Below are 13,526 nucleotides of genomic sequence, written 5' to 3' on the forward strand. Positions count from 1 at the left end.
ATGTCGAATTTAGTGACCAATGCTGGACACGCCCATGGTGAACATGGGCACGATGACCATCACCACGATTCGGGCGAGATGACCGTATACGGTTTCTGGCTCTACCTGATGACCGACTGCATTCTGTTTGCGTCGATCTTCGCGGTATACGCGGTACTGGTAAACAACGTCGCCGGTGGCCCTGCGGGCCACGACATCTTCGAACTGCCATACGTGCTGGGCGAAACCGCTCTGCTGTTGTTCAGTTCGATCACCTACGGCTTCGCCATGCTGGCGTTGTTCAAAGGCAAGAAGCAGCAGGTTCTGGGTTGGTTGTTCATGACCTTCCTGCTGGGCGCAGGCTTTATCGCCATGGAGATCAACGAGTTCCACCTGCTGATCTCCGAGGGCTTCGGTCCTAGCCGTTCGGGCTTCCTGTCCGCGTTCTTCACCCTGGTCGGTACCCACGGTCTGCACGTATCGGCGGGTCTGATCTGGATGGGCATCATGATGTACCAGGTCAACAAGCACGGCCTGACGGCGACCAACAAGACCCGTCTGAGCTGCCTGAGCCTGTTCTGGCACTTCCTGGACGTGGTGTGGATCTGCGTATTCACCGTTGTTTACCTGATGGGGACTCTGTAATGGCTAATGCACACTCCCATGACAGCCATGATGCTGGCCACGGCAGCGTAAAGTCGTACGCCATTGGCTTCATCCTGTCGGTGATCCTGACCGTTATCCCATTCGGTCTGGTGATGTACCCGAGCCTGCCGAAGGCCACCACGCTGGCAATCGTTCTGCTGTTCGCAGTGATCCAGGTGATCGTTCACCTGTATTACTTCCTGCACCTGGACCGTTCCATTGCTCAGCGTAACAACGTGATTGCATTCGTCTTCACGGCGATCGTGATCGTGCTGCTGGTTGGCCTGTCGTTGTGGATCATGTTCAGCATCCACACGTACATGATGGCGAAGTGAGGTAGACCCGATGTCGCTCAAGCACTTTATCCAAATCACCAAACCGGGGATCATTTTCGGTAACGTGCTTTCTGTGGCAGGCGGGTTCTTCCTGGCCTCGAAAGGGCATGTTGATCTGGCGGTGTTTCTCGCCGCCATGATCGGTACATCCCTGGTCGTCGCCTCCGGTTGCGTGTTCAACAACTGCATCGACCGCGACATCGACCTGAAGATGGAACGCACCAAAAACCGCGTGCTGGTACAGGGCTTGATCTCCCTGAAACTGGCACTGGTTTACGCGACCATCCTTGGTGTTCTCGGCGTTGCCTTGTTGTACAAGGTGGCCAACCCGTTGGCTGCCCTGTTCGCCGTAATCGGCTTCGTTATCTACGTCGGCTTCTACAGCCTGTACCTCAAGCGCAAGTCGGTTCACGGCACGCTGGTGGGCAGTCTGTCCGGCGCCATGCCGCCAGTGATCGGTTACGTTGCCGTAACCAATAGCTTCGACATGGCCGCGCTGACGTTGCTGGTGATGTTCAGCCTGTGGCAGATGCCGCATTCCTACGCCATCGCGATCTTCCGCTTCAACGATTACCTGGCCGCATCGATTCCGGTGTTGCCAGTGAAGCGCGGGATTCAAGTGGCGAAGAAGCACATTCTGCTCTACATCCTGGCGTTCCTCGTGGCGACCTTGATGCTGACCTTCAGCGGCTACGCCGGCATGAGCTACCTCGCCGTCGCCGCGGCCATGGGCATGTACTGGTTGTACATGGCCTGGACCGGCTACAAAGCGGTGGATGACACGGTCTGGGCACGCAAGCTGTTCGTGTTCTCGATCTTCACCATCACTGCACTGAGCGTCATGATGTCCCTGGACTTCAAGGTGCCGGCAGAGCTGCTGCTGACGTACGCGCCGTAAGGCTGAAAGGCTTGAAGAAAAACCCCGCACATTGAGAGATGTGCGGGGTTTTTTGTTTATCTGATGTGGAATTTGTTGATAGTCTATCTGTAGGCGAGTTGCCTATAGTTTGCCCATGCGAACAGTCTTCTTTGAAACCACAATATTTACCGCAAGCGTTGGTCATTACCTGACGGACGACGAGTATCGAGAGCTGCAGAGCTATTTGCTGAGTAATCCGCTGTCGGGTGACGTGATGCCGCGAACAGGTGGTTTTCGGAAACTGCGTTGGGCTGATGTTCGCCGTGGTAAAGGGCGACGAGGCGGCTTGCGGGTTCTCTACTATTGGCTTATGAATGATAGTCAGTTCTGGATGTTTGCCATTTACGACAAAGATGAGCTTGAGAATCTGACAGCCGAGCAAGAGAAGGCGCTCAAGAAAGCCATTGATAAAGAGTTGAAAACAAGAGGCACCCCATGAAAAAACGCGACCTGTTTGCAGAATTGATGCAGGGCGTTGATGAGATGGCAGCTCAACGCGAAGGAAAAATTACGTTACGTAATACGACGTTCGAGGACAAACCTGTCCCCGAGGTCGGTGCTCAGGAAATTGTGGCCCTGCGCGAAAGGTTACATATGTCTCAGGCAGTCTTTGCCAAGCGAATCAGGACAAGCCCCAGCACTCTGAGAAACTGGGAGCAGGAAAAGTCGAAGCCTAATGCTCAAGCAGCGTTGTTGATCCGTTTGGTTGAGAAATTCCCTGACATGGTTGAACGCTTGAGTGCTGTGTGATTAAAAAGCGTTACAGTTTTAAGGCCCTACCTTTCGAGTGAAGCGTAGGGCCTTTGTTTTATGGCTCTCGCGGGGCAATCTGCGGTGCCATGGCAAACCACATAGACTCGCTCAAATCTATCAGTGATAGCGCCATGCCACTTAACTGGTGCTTTACTGTTTTTAACTGCGGTTATCCAATTATTGACTGAGAGGCAGGGCGAAATGACTGAGAGGATGACCTGCGACGAGCGTTTTATTGCCCTGGCGCAAGAGCTGAATTACGACATCTATGGTGAGAACACCGCCGGCGGCAATTACGCGCCGCTGATCCGTCATCATGATGAGCTGTACATCAGCGGCATGGTGCCGCGCACCCACGGCAAGATTCAGTATCCTGGTCGGGTAGGGCTGGAGTTGACGCTCAAGGATGCGCAAGCCGCTGCGAGTATCAGTGCGATGCGTTGCCTGGCGCTGATTGTTGATGCGGTGGGTTCGCTGGACAAGATCAAGGCGTTGTTGCGGGTGACGGTGTATGTGAAGTCGACGCCTGATTTTGTGGATCTGAGTGAAGTGGCCAACGGTGCTTCAGACGTGTTCAGCCATGTGCTGGGTGATGCCGGGCGGCATACGCGAACGACGGTTGGCGTGTATCAGTTGCCGAAGAATGCGGCGATTGAAGTGGACATGATTGTGGCAGTGCATTCGGGAGCGTAATCCCCCGAAAGCCAGACAACAAAAAGCCCCACCTGAATCTCAGAGTGGGGCTTTTTCGTCAGCGCTGAAAATTACTGCGCAGCGATGCTGTAGCCATCAAACGCCGTCTGCTTCTGCAGCGCAGTGATGATGTTCTTGCGGTTCACCGCTTGCTCGGTGCCGTCGTTATCAACGAAGACTTCGCTTTCCAGTTCCGCCTCTTCGCCTTCACCGACGAAGGTGAAACCGAGGAATTCCAGCGCTTCACGGTCAACGCTCAAACGCGAACGCGGTGTGCGCAATGGCAGGGTTACGCTGATGCCGTCCTTGCTGATGGTGAAGATTTCGACTTCTTTCTTCTTCGCAGCCTTGCTCTTGCCGCCGCTCGGGTTGCTGATCGCCTGATGGGTCTGGTTCAGCACTTTGAGGGCCAGGCCGTAGACGATTTCCTGGAAGGCCGGATCGTCCTTGAAGCTGGACAGGATGCGGCCGATCGAAAACTTGCTGCTCAGGTCTTCAAGCGCGGCGAGGTCGGCGGCTTCGGCGTCTTTCAGAGACTTGAGTTGGCCCATCAGTTCGTAGGCCTTGTCGTCGTCGAAGCTGTCGTGAGCGTGACGGATTGCGGTACGTAGTTCGCGGATCTGGTCGCTTTCGCGGGTCGACTGGAACGCGTCCAGGACCATCTCGCTGATGATTTTGGCTTGTGGCAGGTGTTGTGAAAGATTGATGGAGTTTTCGTATTCCGCTTTGGACGATTCGGTGACTACGGATTCAGCGGTGTTGAAATCGGACATTGAAATTTCACTACTATTTAACTTGAGTGGAGATGAGCAAGCCCGAGGGCTTTTTCAGGCCGACTAATTTAGGGGAGCGCGGCGGCGTTGTCACGGAGCAACGGGCCGGCGGTCCCAACTATTTGCCCGGGGTGTTCAGGTTCATTGAGCGCACCATCCATTGTTCGGCGGTTTGCGGGTCTGTTGGCAGCGAAAACTGAAATGTTGCACCGCGCCCGCCGATGTCCAGCAACTGAATCTCGCGCCCGTGCAATTGCAGGATACGGTGCACGATGCGCAGGCCCAATCCACCATCACGCCGTGCGCCGCCGATATTGAACGGCCGCAGGAACAGGCCTTCGCGCAGTTCAGGCGCAATCCCCGGGCCGGTGTCGCTGACCGTGACGTCGACCAGCGCGCCGTGGGGTTTCAGGTCCAGTTCGATTTCACCGCCCTGAGGCGTATGGCGCAAAGCGTTGTCCATCAGATTGGTCAGCACCCGTTCGATCAACCCGAGGTCGGCACAGACCGCTGGCAGGTTCGGCACGAAATGTGCCTTCAATTCCACCTGCCGCGCTTCGGCGGTGAGTTCGAATTTCTGAAAGATGTCCTGCACCAGATCGATCAGGGAAAACCGCTCCAGCACCGGTTGCACAAACCCGTGCTCCAGACGCACCAGTTCCAGCAGCGATTGCGCCAGACCACCGACTTTGCGGCTTTGATCAAGGGCAATGCCCAGATAACGACGGCGCTCTTCCGGGGACAGCGTGGCGTCCTTCAATGACAACGTTTCCAGATAACCGTGCAGCGAGGCCAATGGCGTTCGCAGGTCGTGGGAAATGTTCGCCACCAGTTCGCGGCGTTCCTGATCCTGGCGCGTCAATGAACGCCATTGCTCGCCGAGGCGGTTTTGCATCTGCCGGAAAGCCGCGTCGAGGACCGCGATTTCATCCGGGTCAGCTGATTTATCCACAGGTGCCGGTACGGGCTGCGGCGCACCGTCGATATCAAAACGGCTGACCGTTTCGGTCAGTCGCCGCAGCGGCCGGGTTATCAGATTGAACGCCGTGAGACCGGCAATCAGGCACAGCAACGCCACCAGCCCGATCGACAGCAGCGCAGTGTTGAGCGCAGCGCTGGTCGCCCCGCGCTCGGCGAAACGGTCATGTTCTTCGCTGAGCAACACCACGTACAGATAACCGGCAGGTTTACCGTTGACCCGTAACGGCGCAGCGCTGAACACCTTGCGACCATCAGCGCTGCGCGGATCGTCGCCGAGGATCGGCAGAGGCTGATCGTTGAGCAGTTGGCGGATCGGCGCCAGATCAACCTGCTGCCGGCGAATCCGGCCCTCCGGTGCGGCATTGCCGACGATCCGTCCCTCGGTGTCGAGCAGATACACCTCGACACTCGGGTTGACCAGCATCAGTTGGCTGAACAACGCGCGCACGGCACCGGGCATCAGGCCGTTGCTGTCCATCAGCACCGTGTCGTGGGCGATGTGTTGCGCCAGATCCCGCGACAGCCCCTGCACCACTTCCAGTTCATGCATCTTGCTGGAGCGCACCTGCAACCATGCCGACGTGCCGCAGCACACCAGCAGCAACACGGCGAATACCACGGACAGGCGCTGCGTCAGGGTCAGTTTCATGGCTGCTCGGTACCGAATTTATAACCGCGACCCCACACGGTGAGGATGCGAGAGGGCTGGGCCGGGTCTTTTTCGATCTTCGCCCGCAGGCGATTGATGTGGGTGTTGACCGTGTGTTCGTAGCCCTCGTGGCTGTAACCCCAGACAGCGTTGAGCAGGTCCATGCGCGAGAAGACTTTGCCCGGTTGCCGGGCAAAGAAATACAGCAGGTCAAACTCCCGTGGCGTGAGATCGAGGCGCTGCCCCTCGAGACTGACATCGCGGGTGATCGGGTCGATGGTCAGCCCATCCAGGCTGAGGCTACCGGCGTCCATCTTCAGATTGCGCGCCATCGCGTCAACACGGCGCAGCAAGGCTTTGACCCGCGCCACCAGTTCGAGCATCGAAAACGGTTTGGCGAGGTAATCGTCGGCGCCCAGTTCCAGGCCAAGGATGCGATGCAATTCACTGGAGCGAGCGCTGGTGATGATGATCGGTGTGTAGCGGGCCATCGCGCGGGCGCGGCGGCAGATTTCCAGACCGTCGACCCCCGGCAGCATCAGGTCGAGGATCAGTGCATCCCAGTGACCTTGTTGTAGCAGGCGCATGCCCTCGTCGCCGTCGGCGCTGTGGGTTACCTCAAATTGTTCATCGCGAAGATGCAGGCAAATGAGGTCGGCGATGTGCAGGTCGTCCTCGACCACGAGAACGCGTTTGGTCTGTTCCATGAAGCTCAATCCTTCGGCGCGATAAGGCGCATTGTGCGGGTTTTCCTCGGGGCGAGTTATCACGAATTCGTTAACTTCCCGTGAGGATTTGGCGATCAAACCAAGCCTAGGCTGTGTTCCAGAAAGGGCATCTGGAATTTCGGGAGACGACCATGTTTTCAAGGCGACAGATTCTGTTAGCGGGCGGCGGGCTAGGGGTTGCAGCCCTGGTCGCGGGTGTATTGCCAAAATTGTCGACCAGCACGGCGCTGGTGAGTGAGGCGCGGGCCGACGAGGCGTTCGAAGTGACTCACAGCGACAGTCAATGGCACTCGATCCTCAGTGACGAGCAGTATCAGGTCCTGCGCGAGGAAGGCACCGAACGGGCCTACACCAGCGCGCTCAACAACGAACATCGCACCGGCACTTTTGCCTGTGCCGGCTGTGCTCTGGCGCTGTTTTCCTCGGCGACCAAATTCGACAGCCGTACTGGCTGGCCGAGTTTCTGGGCGCCGCTGGAACATGCAGTGGCCACGCGTCAGGACCGCTCGTTCGGCATGTCCCGCGACGAGGTTCACTGTCGCCGCTGCGGCGGCCATCTGGGCCATGTTTTCGATGACGGGCCCAAGCCTACCGGCCTGCGTTACTGCATGAATGGCCTGGCGATGACCTTCAAAGCCGTGGCGGCTTGAGTCATGACCCGCTCGCGATCTTCACTTCACACAGGACGAATTTATGTGGCTCTTGGTTCTCGCTTATCTCGGTGGTGTGCTGACGATCGTCAGCCCGTGCATCCTGCCGGTTCTGCCTTTTGTCTTCGCTCGCACCGGGCAGCCGTTTATCAAGAGTGGCTTGCCGCTGCTGGCGGGGATGGCGCTGACCTTTGCGCTCGTCGCCTCGTTGGCGGCGGTGGGCGGCGGTTGGGTGGTGCAAGTCAATCAGTACGGGCGCTGGCTCGCGTTGCTGTCCGTTGCACTGTTCGGGCTGACCTTGCTGCTGCCGCGTGTGGCCGAGCGTCTGACCCGGCCGCTGGTGTCGGCCGGCAGTCGTCTGTCGGAGGCCGCCGGGCAGGACAATCGCCCGCGTCCCGGCGCTTCGTTTCTGATCGGGGTCGCCACGGGGCTGCTCTGGGCACCTTGCGCGGGGCCGGTTCTGGGGCTGATTCTGACGGGCGCCGCACTGCAGGGGGCAAGCATCGCCACCACGCTGTTGTTGCTCGCCTACGCGGCAGGTGCCGCCACTTCACTGGCGGCGGCGTTGCTGCTCGGCGCTAAGGTCTTTGCGCTGATGAAGCGCTCGATCGGCACCGGTGAGTGGATTCGACGTGGCCTCGGCGCGTTGATGTTGGCCGGCGTAGCGGCCATTGCTCTCGGTCTCGATACCGGGATTCTCGCTCGGTTATCGACGGCGTCTACCAGTGGGCTGGAACAGACATTGGTCGGCAAGCTTTCGGGCAAATCCGCTAATACAAACGGCACGATGATGGCGCAGATCCCGCCGGCGGATGACTCGGCCAACGGCAGCATGATGGCTGCGGGCGGCGCGATGAAAATGGCCGCGAAAGCACCGGGCACGTTGCCGGTCGAGGGGCAGTTGCCGCCGCTCGATGGTGCTGTGCAATGGCTTAACTCTCCACCGCTGGATGCCCAGGCGTTGAAGGGCAAAGTGGTGCTGGTGGATTTCTGGACCTACTCCTGCATCAACTGCCTGCGCACCCTGCCGTACGTCAAAGCCTGGGCCGAGAAGTATCGCGATCAGGGCCTCGTGGTGATTGGTGTACACGCCCCGGAATTCGCTTTCGAGCGTGACGTCGGCAACGTCACCAAAGCCATGAAGGAACTCGGTATCAACTACCCGGTAGCGATCGACAACGACTACAGGATCTGGCGCGCTTTCAACAATGAGTACTGGCCGGCGCATTACTTTGCCGACGCTCAGGGACGCATTCGTTACCACCATTTTGGCGAAGGCGACTACGCCGAATCGGAACGCGTCATTCAACAACTGTTGCGTGAAGCTGGTTCGAAAGCCGTCGCCGATGGCTTGATCAATGCCGACGCGAAGGGCGTGCAACTGGCCCCGGACATGCGCGAAGCACAATCACCGGAAACCTATGTCGGCTACCAGCGTGCGGAACATTTCGTACCGGATACCAGCCTGGTGCCTGACAAGGTTGCGGCTTACACCCCACCGGCGAATCTCGCGCTGAATGACTGGAGCCTTGGTGGCCAATGGAACGTCGGTGCCGAGCGCGCGACGGCCAGTGCCCCGGCGAGCCGCATCGTTTATCGCTTCCATGCCCGTGACCTGCATTTGGTCCTGGGGCCGGGCGCGGAGGGCAAACCGGTGCGCTTCAAAGTGTTGATCGACGGTCAGGTGCCGGCGGATGCCCACGGCGTCGACGTTGCCCCTGACGGCACGGGCCGCGTCACCGAGCAACGCCTGTATCAGTTGGTGCGACAGACCGAGGCTGTGAAGGATCGAACCTTCAGCATCGAGTTTCTTGACCCGGGCGTGTCGGCCTACGCCTTTACCTTCGGCTAATCAGGAGTCATTGCAATGAAAATCACATGGCGTCGTATGTTGTTGGGAGTCGCGGTGGCAGGCGTGATCGGCCAGGTTTCAGCGTTCTCCCTGGGAGGAGAAGACGCGGTGGTCATTCCACCGCCCACCCTCGACGAAGTGACTCAGGCACACAGCGAAACGGCGGTATTTGCCGGCGGCTGTTTCTGGGGTGTGCAGGGGGTTTTTCAACACGTCAAAGGCGTGCAGAAAGCCGTCTCCGGTTACGCCGGCGGCGCTGCGAATACGGCGGAATATGAACGTGTCAGCGAGGGCGATACGGGCCATGCCGAGTCGGTGCAAGTTACCTTCGATCCGGCGCAGGTCAGTTACGGCAGCCTGCTGCAGATCTACTTTTCGGTGGCGCATAACCCTACCGAACTTAATCGGCAGGGCCCGGACAGCGGCACGCAATATCGCTCGGCGCTGTTCCCGGTCAACGCCGATCAGCAGAAGCTCGCGCAGGCCTACATCGCGCAACTCGATGCGGCGCATGCGTTCAACAAACCCATCGTCACCCAGCTGGAAAGCTACAACGGCTTTTACCCGGCGGAGGACTATCACCAGGATTTCCTGACCGAGCACCCGAGCTATCCCTATATCGTGATTAACGACATGCCGAAGGTGGCGAATCTGAAGCAGGTGTTTGCCCAGCGTTATCAGGAAAAACCGGTGCTGGTGAAAAGCGGCTCCTGAATCATCGGGCGCCCAATGGCGGGCGATGAGCCTGAAGGGTGCGCAGCAAACGGTAATATTTCAGTGAGCGAGCGCTGATCAGACCACTGATAAAGCCCGATGCTGCGGCTTTGAGCAACACCATATCCGGGGCGGCAGCCCGCTCTGGGTACACGTCATCCTGATAGCAGAAGTAGTAGTTCACTGCGAAAAAAAGCAGGAGCAGAATCAGCGCTTTCCAGGTGCCCGGCACGACCAGCCCGGTTTCCGGATCATCAAGATTTACCCCCTTGTTGGGGAAAATCAGCCATGCCGACAGGGCGCCGAGTAACAAAGCAATGAGCCAGCCGCTGAGGGTCAGATCTGGGTCATTCGTCAGGTTCAACGACAACAGCGACCACGCCAATAACACCAGCGGGGTCGACAGCAGGGACAGCCGGCTTTCGTGTTGAGGTTTGAGGGTCTTGAGGCCGAAATACAGCAGAACCAGAAAAACGGCATAAACCCACAAGGGAGTATTTTGAAGAGTGACGAGCATCGCACAGCGTCCATGCTGGAAAGAGAAGGCAGATCATATCCGTTGCCAGGGTGGACGCCGCTTATTTTAATCGCGGCCGCTCCATGGCAATCACTGACGTCTCGAAACCCAAACGGGCAAAAAAGGCCTCGGCACCCTCCCGACCGGCGCGCAATACCCAAGTGATGTCGGGGTTATCGCCCATGACATGCTCGACCAGTTTGCGGCCAATGCCTGCGTGTCGGTACTGGTCGTCAACCACGACCATCGACAGGTAACCGTTGGACAAGCCGTCGGTGATGCCCCGGGCGAAGCCAACGATCCGGGCGCCGCGCAGGGCAACCGCCGTGCGTTGAGAGTTGTTGATCAGTTGCATGAAGTGTTCGCTGGAGCCGGTGCGGTGACCCCAGCCATGTTGCCCGAGGAACAGCCGTACCGACTCCACCTCGTCAGGGCGCAGGTCGCGTACGCTCAGATTGTCGTTCATCAATGGTTCGACTCCTTGTCAGCAGTTGTTCGAGACTGGCCTATCCCTTGATGTCAGGATCTGCCCCAGGTCTGCATCGCGAATTCGACGAAGCGGCGCAGCTTCGGCAGGCGATAGCGATCCGGGGCGTACAGCAAATGCAGGGGACGGCTGGGAGGTTGGTAGTCGGCAACCACGGTCACCAGTTTGCCCTCGCGCAAATCCTGTTCCACCAGTGCATCGGGCAGCATCACGATGCCCATGCCGGTGCGTGCAGCCTGATGCAACCCGGCTGACGTATTCATCAGCATTGGCCCGCTGACGTCGACGAGAATTTCTCCGTCCGGGCCGCTGAGGCGCCAGCGCTTTTCCACCGATTGCCAATCGTCGCCAGCAGGATAGGCGAACGACAGGCAGTCGTGTTGTTGCAGGTCCTCAGGGGTTTTCGGCATACCACGGCGGGCCACGTATTCCGGGGACGCGCACACGGTCAGGGTGTAATCGATCAAGGGACGGGCGATCAGGTTCGACTCCTCGAAATGACCCAGCCGAAACGCTACGTCGAGGCCGCTTTCCAGCAGGTCCGGACGGCTGTTGGTCAGTACCACATCCATCTTCACCTGCGGATATTGCAGGGAAAAATCGCTCAGCGCCGGTGCCAGGCGTTCTACCCCGAAGGTCAGCGGCGCGGTAATGCGCAAAAGGCCACGGGGTTCATCGAGTGCTTGTTCGGCCAGACGTTCGGAGTCGGCCACCAGCCCCAGGACATCCAGGCAACGCTGGTAGTAGACGCTGCCGAATTCAGTCAGGCGCTGCCGTCGGGTGGTGCGTTGCAGCAGTTGCACACCGAGCCGGTGCTCCAGCGCCCGTAGATGATTGCCAACCATCGTCGTCGACATGTCGGATTGCAGCGCCGCCGCCGTCATGCTCCCGGTTTCGACGACTTTGACGTATACGCTCATCGACTGGAACAGGTCCATTATCAAGCCCTGCTTTTAAATGAATGAAGTTGTAGCGAGTTTATCCAGTTCTGGTGGCTAACCATACTGCCAGCACACCGACCTTCACTGGAGTTTGAAGTCATGACCGCCGCCCTGATGAACACCTACCAACCGCTGGCCCTGAGTTTCACCAGAGGCCTGGGCACTCGCCTGTGGGATCAGGCCGGTCGCGAGTATCTGGATGCGGTTGCCGGGGTCGCGGTGACCAATGTTGGCCACTCGCACCCGCGTATCGTTGCGGCCATCAGCGAGCAGGCGGGATTGCTGCTGCGCACCTCCAATCTGTACAGCATCGACTGGCAGCAACAGCTGGCAAAGCGGCTGACCGCGTTGTCGGGGATGCAGCGGGCGTTCTTCAATAACTCTGGTGCCGAGGCTAACGAGACCGCGCTCAAACTGGCGCGGTTGTACGGTTGGCGCAAAGGAATAGAACAGCCGCTGGTGGTGGTCATGGCCAACGCTTTCCATGGCCGTACCCTCGGCACGTTGTCCGCCAGCGATGGCCCGGCGGTGCGGCTGGGCTTCAATGAATTACCGGGAGATTTCATCAAAGTCCCGTTTGGTGATCTCGCTGCGCTGGAGCAACTGCAGCGTCAACACGGCGAGCGCATCGTGGCGATTCTGGTCGAGCCGATTCAAGGCGAAAGCGGTGTGCAACTGGCGCCTGCCGGCTATTTGAAAGCGCTTCGTGGATTATGTGATCGCCACGCCTGGCTGCTGATGCTTGATGAGATCCAGACCGGCATCGGCCGCACGGGTCAGTGGTTTGCGTTTCAGCACGAAGGCATCGTTCCCGACGTCATGACCTTGGCAAAAGGGCTGGGCAACGGCGTGCCGATCGGCGCTTGCCTGGCACGGGGCAGGGCGGCGGATCTGTTCACGCCTGGCAGCCATGGCAGCACATTCGGCGGCAATCCGCTGGCCTGCCGGGTCGCTTGCACAGTGCTGGATATCATCGAGGAACAAGGGCTGCTGGACAACGCACGAGTTCAGGGCGAGCGCCTGTTGACCCGCCTGCACGCAGAGTTGGCGGACAACCCCAATGTGCTGACGATTCGCGGGCAGGGTTTGATGATCGGTATCGAGTTGAAACAACCGGTGCGCGATCTGACACTGATCGCTGCGCGCGACCACGGGCTGCTGATCAACGTCACGCGTGGCAAGACGATACGGCTGCTGCCACCGCTGACGATTGATGAGCGTGAGGTGGAGATGATTGCTCGAGGTGTGGGACGTGTCGTTCAGTAGTGATATTTGCAATTGATAACGCAAATTTCACCGCCTTCTACCCTATAAACCAAACGGTGCTCGGCGGTTATACGCCGAGACCACAAGCCGCTCATGTTGTGCTTGAGCGGCTCGGGCTTACCAACACCTTCAAACGGTTGTCGATGGATAGCTTTTATCAGCAGATTGATTCGCTTGAGTCCGGCCTTATCATTTTGCTGAAACCATAAATAGTCTTCCCATCCAGTCGGCGTGAACTCGATTTTCATTCTTCGATCAATTGCCTGACTTTGGCTTTACCAGCGCGCATTTCTCCGATCGATTTGATTAACCGCTCTGCGTTCGCCGGGGAACGCAGCAGGTAGGCGGTCTCTTCAAGTGCGTTGTATTCCGCGAGAGACATCATGACGACAGGCTCACCTTTTTGCCGGGTTATCAGCAACGGGGCTCTATCTTCATTGACGCGATCCATCGTCTCTGCCAAATGCGCACGGGCGGTGGTGTAGTTGATGGTTTGCATGTAGTAGTCCTCGCTGGAGGCAAAGAACGTACAGAAATGGGTACAGGATGACAAGGCGACACCTACTAGTGGTTATTTCGCAGAAGGGCTGACTGCGAGCACGTTCAGTATCACTTGGAAGCGGCGAAGACGTTTCTGAGAAGGT

The 13,526-nt window shown here is 58.4% G+C and carries 18 protein-coding genes; 10 read left to right on the forward strand and 8 right to left on the reverse strand.

The features are described 5' to 3' along the window. The 6 genes from cyoC (at nucleotide 1) to ACQ4MY_RS06435 (ending at nucleotide 3,324) form a co-directional block, all read left to right on the forward strand. Nucleotides 1-624 carry a cytochrome o ubiquinol oxidase subunit III gene (gene cyoC / locus ACQ4MY_RS06410; RefSeq protein WP_008084797.1) on the forward strand — a complete coding sequence of 208 codons (624 nt, stop codon included), beginning with the start codon at nucleotides 1-3 and terminating at the stop codon, nucleotides 622-624. Then, complete coding sequence (cyoD, locus tag ACQ4MY_RS06415; RefSeq protein ID WP_007916940.1) at nucleotides 624-959, forward strand: cytochrome o ubiquinol oxidase subunit IV; 336 nt, start codon at nucleotides 624-626, stop codon at nucleotides 957-959. The genes cyoC and cyoD overlap by 1 nt, the downstream gene beginning before the upstream one ends. Before the next feature lie 10 nt (nucleotides 960-969). Continuing rightward, entirely contained in the window at nucleotides 970-1,857 is an 888-nt protein-coding gene (cyoE, locus tag ACQ4MY_RS06420; RefSeq protein ID WP_053123579.1) for a heme o synthase, read from the forward strand. A 115-nt stretch (nucleotides 1,858-1,972) separates the two neighbouring features. Further along, nucleotides 1,973-2,317, forward strand: coding sequence for a hypothetical protein (locus ACQ4MY_RS06425; RefSeq protein ID WP_008084795.1), 345 nt, complete (start codon nucleotides 1,973-1,975; stop codon nucleotides 2,315-2,317). Next, nucleotides 2,314-2,628, forward strand: a complete 315-nt coding sequence (locus ACQ4MY_RS06430; RefSeq protein ID WP_008084794.1) for a helix-turn-helix domain-containing protein — start codon at nucleotides 2,314-2,316, stop codon at nucleotides 2,626-2,628. The genes ACQ4MY_RS06425 and ACQ4MY_RS06430 overlap by 4 nt, the downstream gene beginning before the upstream one ends. A gap of 204 nt (nucleotides 2,629-2,832) precedes the next feature. Further along, nucleotides 2,833-3,324, forward strand: a complete 492-nt coding sequence (locus ACQ4MY_RS06435; RefSeq protein ID WP_008084793.1) for a RidA family protein — start codon at nucleotides 2,833-2,835, stop codon at nucleotides 3,322-3,324. Between the two features lie 71 nt (nucleotides 3,325-3,395). Here the strand turns inward: ACQ4MY_RS06435 and ACQ4MY_RS06440 are convergent, their stop codons facing one another. From ACQ4MY_RS06440 to ACQ4MY_RS06450, 3 genes are all read right to left on the reverse strand, one after another. Then, on the reverse strand, nucleotides 3,396-4,097 hold the full coding sequence (locus ACQ4MY_RS06440; RefSeq protein ID WP_158829260.1) for a hypothetical protein: 702 nt from the start codon (nucleotides 4,095-4,097) through the stop codon (nucleotides 3,396-3,398). Between the two features lie 118 nt (nucleotides 4,098-4,215). Continuing rightward, the gene (locus ACQ4MY_RS06445; RefSeq protein ID WP_440094419.1) at nucleotides 4,216-5,727 is read right to left on the reverse strand and encodes an ATP-binding protein; all 1,512 of its coding nucleotides are present in this window, start codon (nucleotides 5,725-5,727) and stop codon (nucleotides 4,216-4,218) included. Then, a complete protein-coding gene (locus ACQ4MY_RS06450; protein ID WP_008084787.1) occupies nucleotides 5,724-6,434 on the reverse strand; it encodes a response regulator transcription factor in 711 nt (236 codons plus the stop codon). Before ACQ4MY_RS06450 ends, ACQ4MY_RS06445 begins: the two co-directional genes overlap by 4 nt. Before the next feature lie 152 nt (nucleotides 6,435-6,586). Here ACQ4MY_RS06450 and msrB point away from each other — a divergent pair, with 152 nt between their 5' ends. Genes msrB through msrA form a run of 3 tightly spaced genes read left to right on the forward strand, consistent with a single transcriptional unit; the run spans nucleotide 6,587 to nucleotide 9,671 of the window. Then, nucleotides 6,587-7,105: a peptide-methionine (R)-S-oxide reductase MsrB gene (msrB, locus tag ACQ4MY_RS06455; protein ID WP_440094421.1), complete on the forward strand. Its 519-nt coding sequence runs from the start codon at nucleotides 6,587-6,589 to the stop codon at nucleotides 7,103-7,105. 43 nt (nucleotides 7,106-7,148) lie between these two features. Beyond that, nucleotides 7,149-8,957 carry a cytochrome c biogenesis protein DipZ gene (locus tag ACQ4MY_RS06460; protein ID WP_440094423.1) on the forward strand — a complete coding sequence of 603 codons (1,809 nt, stop codon included), beginning with the start codon at nucleotides 7,149-7,151 and terminating at the stop codon, nucleotides 8,955-8,957. A 15-nt stretch (nucleotides 8,958-8,972) separates the two neighbouring features. Further along, the gene (msrA, locus tag ACQ4MY_RS06465; protein WP_440094424.1) at nucleotides 8,973-9,671 is read left to right on the forward strand and encodes a peptide-methionine (S)-S-oxide reductase MsrA; all 699 of its coding nucleotides are present in this window, start codon (nucleotides 8,973-8,975) and stop codon (nucleotides 9,669-9,671) included. Nucleotide 9,672: 1 nt separating this feature from the next. Here the strand turns inward: msrA and ACQ4MY_RS06470 are convergent, their stop codons facing one another. The 3 genes from ACQ4MY_RS06470 to ACQ4MY_RS06480 form a co-directional block, all read right to left on the reverse strand. Next, complete coding sequence (locus ACQ4MY_RS06470; protein ID WP_440094426.1) at nucleotides 9,673-10,188, reverse strand: hypothetical protein; 516 nt, start codon at nucleotides 10,186-10,188, stop codon at nucleotides 9,673-9,675. A 61-nt stretch (nucleotides 10,189-10,249) separates the two neighbouring features. Continuing rightward, nucleotides 10,250-10,654, reverse strand: coding sequence for a GNAT family N-acetyltransferase (locus ACQ4MY_RS06475; RefSeq protein ID WP_008084778.1), 405 nt, complete (start codon nucleotides 10,652-10,654; stop codon nucleotides 10,250-10,252). 53 nt (nucleotides 10,655-10,707) lie between these two features. After that, entirely contained in the window at nucleotides 10,708-11,613 is a 906-nt protein-coding gene (locus tag ACQ4MY_RS06480; RefSeq protein ID WP_440094428.1) for a LysR family transcriptional regulator, read from the reverse strand. 102 nt (nucleotides 11,614-11,715) lie between these two features. Between ACQ4MY_RS06480 and ACQ4MY_RS06485 the strand changes: the two genes are divergently transcribed. After that, on the forward strand, nucleotides 11,716-12,882 hold the full coding sequence (locus ACQ4MY_RS06485) for an aspartate aminotransferase family protein (protein WP_440094430.1): 1,167 nt from the start codon (nucleotides 11,716-11,718) through the stop codon (nucleotides 12,880-12,882). On the opposite strand, the gene ACQ4MY_RS06490 is transcribed toward ACQ4MY_RS06485, so the two are convergent. Together ACQ4MY_RS06490 and ACQ4MY_RS06495 are read right to left on the reverse strand one after the other, a co-directional pair. Beyond that, entirely contained in the window at nucleotides 12,876-13,130 is a 255-nt protein-coding gene (locus ACQ4MY_RS06490; RefSeq protein ID WP_008084772.1) for a Txe/YoeB family addiction module toxin, read from the reverse strand. The genes ACQ4MY_RS06485 and ACQ4MY_RS06490 overlap by 7 nt on opposite strands. Continuing rightward, nucleotides 13,127-13,381 carry a type II toxin-antitoxin system prevent-host-death family antitoxin gene (locus ACQ4MY_RS06495; protein ID WP_008084770.1) on the reverse strand — a complete coding sequence of 85 codons (255 nt, stop codon included), beginning with the start codon at nucleotides 13,379-13,381 and terminating at the stop codon, nucleotides 13,127-13,129. The genes ACQ4MY_RS06490 and ACQ4MY_RS06495 overlap by 4 nt, the downstream gene beginning before the upstream one ends. Nucleotides 13,382-13,526 lie beyond the last annotated feature (145 nt).

Source organism: Pseudomonas sp. SM4 (assembly GCF_051913165.1).
GTDB lineage: Bacteria > Pseudomonadota > Gammaproteobacteria > Pseudomonadales > Pseudomonadaceae > Aquipseudomonas.

Excerpts from the sequence above, each read along its gene's own strand:
- cyoC (WP_008084797.1), top strand. The coding sequence starts at position 1 with ATGTCGAATTTAGTGACCAATGCTGGACACGCCCATGGTGAACATGGG.
- cyoD (WP_007916940.1), top strand. The coding sequence starts at position 624 with ATGGCTAATGCACACTCCCATGACAGCCATGATGCTGGCCACGGCAGC.
- cyoE (WP_053123579.1), top strand. The coding sequence starts at position 970 with ATGTCGCTCAAGCACTTTATCCAAATCACCAAACCGGGGATCATTTTC.
- ACQ4MY_RS06425 (WP_008084795.1), top strand. The coding sequence starts at position 1,973 with ATGCGAACAGTCTTCTTTGAAACCACAATATTTACCGCAAGCGTTGGT.
- ACQ4MY_RS06430 (WP_008084794.1), top strand. The coding sequence starts at position 2,314 with ATGAAAAAACGCGACCTGTTTGCAGAATTGATGCAGGGCGTTGATGAG.
- ACQ4MY_RS06435 (WP_008084793.1), top strand. The coding sequence starts at position 2,833 with ATGACTGAGAGGATGACCTGCGACGAGCGTTTTATTGCCCTGGCGCAA.
- ACQ4MY_RS06440 (WP_158829260.1), bottom strand. The coding sequence starts at position 4,097 with ATGTCCGATTTCAACACCGCTGAATCCGTAGTCACCGAATCGTCCAAA.
- ACQ4MY_RS06445 (WP_440094419.1), bottom strand. The coding sequence starts at position 5,727 with ATGAAACTGACCCTGACGCAGCGCCTGTCCGTGGTATTCGCCGTGTTG.
- ACQ4MY_RS06450 (WP_008084787.1), bottom strand. The coding sequence starts at position 6,434 with ATGGAACAGACCAAACGCGTTCTCGTGGTCGAGGACGACCTGCACATC.
- msrB (WP_440094421.1), top strand. The coding sequence starts at position 6,587 with ATGTTTTCAAGGCGACAGATTCTGTTAGCGGGCGGCGGGCTAGGGGTT.
- ACQ4MY_RS06460 (WP_440094423.1), top strand. The coding sequence starts at position 7,149 with ATGTGGCTCTTGGTTCTCGCTTATCTCGGTGGTGTGCTGACGATCGTC.
- msrA (WP_440094424.1), top strand. The coding sequence starts at position 8,973 with ATGAAAATCACATGGCGTCGTATGTTGTTGGGAGTCGCGGTGGCAGGC.
- ACQ4MY_RS06470 (WP_440094426.1), bottom strand. The coding sequence starts at position 10,188 with ATGCTCGTCACTCTTCAAAATACTCCCTTGTGGGTTTATGCCGTTTTT.
- ACQ4MY_RS06475 (WP_008084778.1), bottom strand. The coding sequence starts at position 10,654 with ATGAACGACAATCTGAGCGTACGCGACCTGCGCCCTGACGAGGTGGAG.
- ACQ4MY_RS06480 (WP_440094428.1), bottom strand. The coding sequence starts at position 11,613 with ATGGACCTGTTCCAGTCGATGAGCGTATACGTCAAAGTCGTCGAAACC.
- ACQ4MY_RS06485 (WP_440094430.1), top strand. The coding sequence starts at position 11,716 with ATGACCGCCGCCCTGATGAACACCTACCAACCGCTGGCCCTGAGTTTC.
- ACQ4MY_RS06490 (WP_008084772.1), bottom strand. The coding sequence starts at position 13,130 with ATGAAAATCGAGTTCACGCCGACTGGATGGGAAGACTATTTATGGTTT.
- ACQ4MY_RS06495 (WP_008084770.1), bottom strand. The coding sequence starts at position 13,381 with ATGCAAACCATCAACTACACCACCGCCCGTGCGCATTTGGCAGAGACG.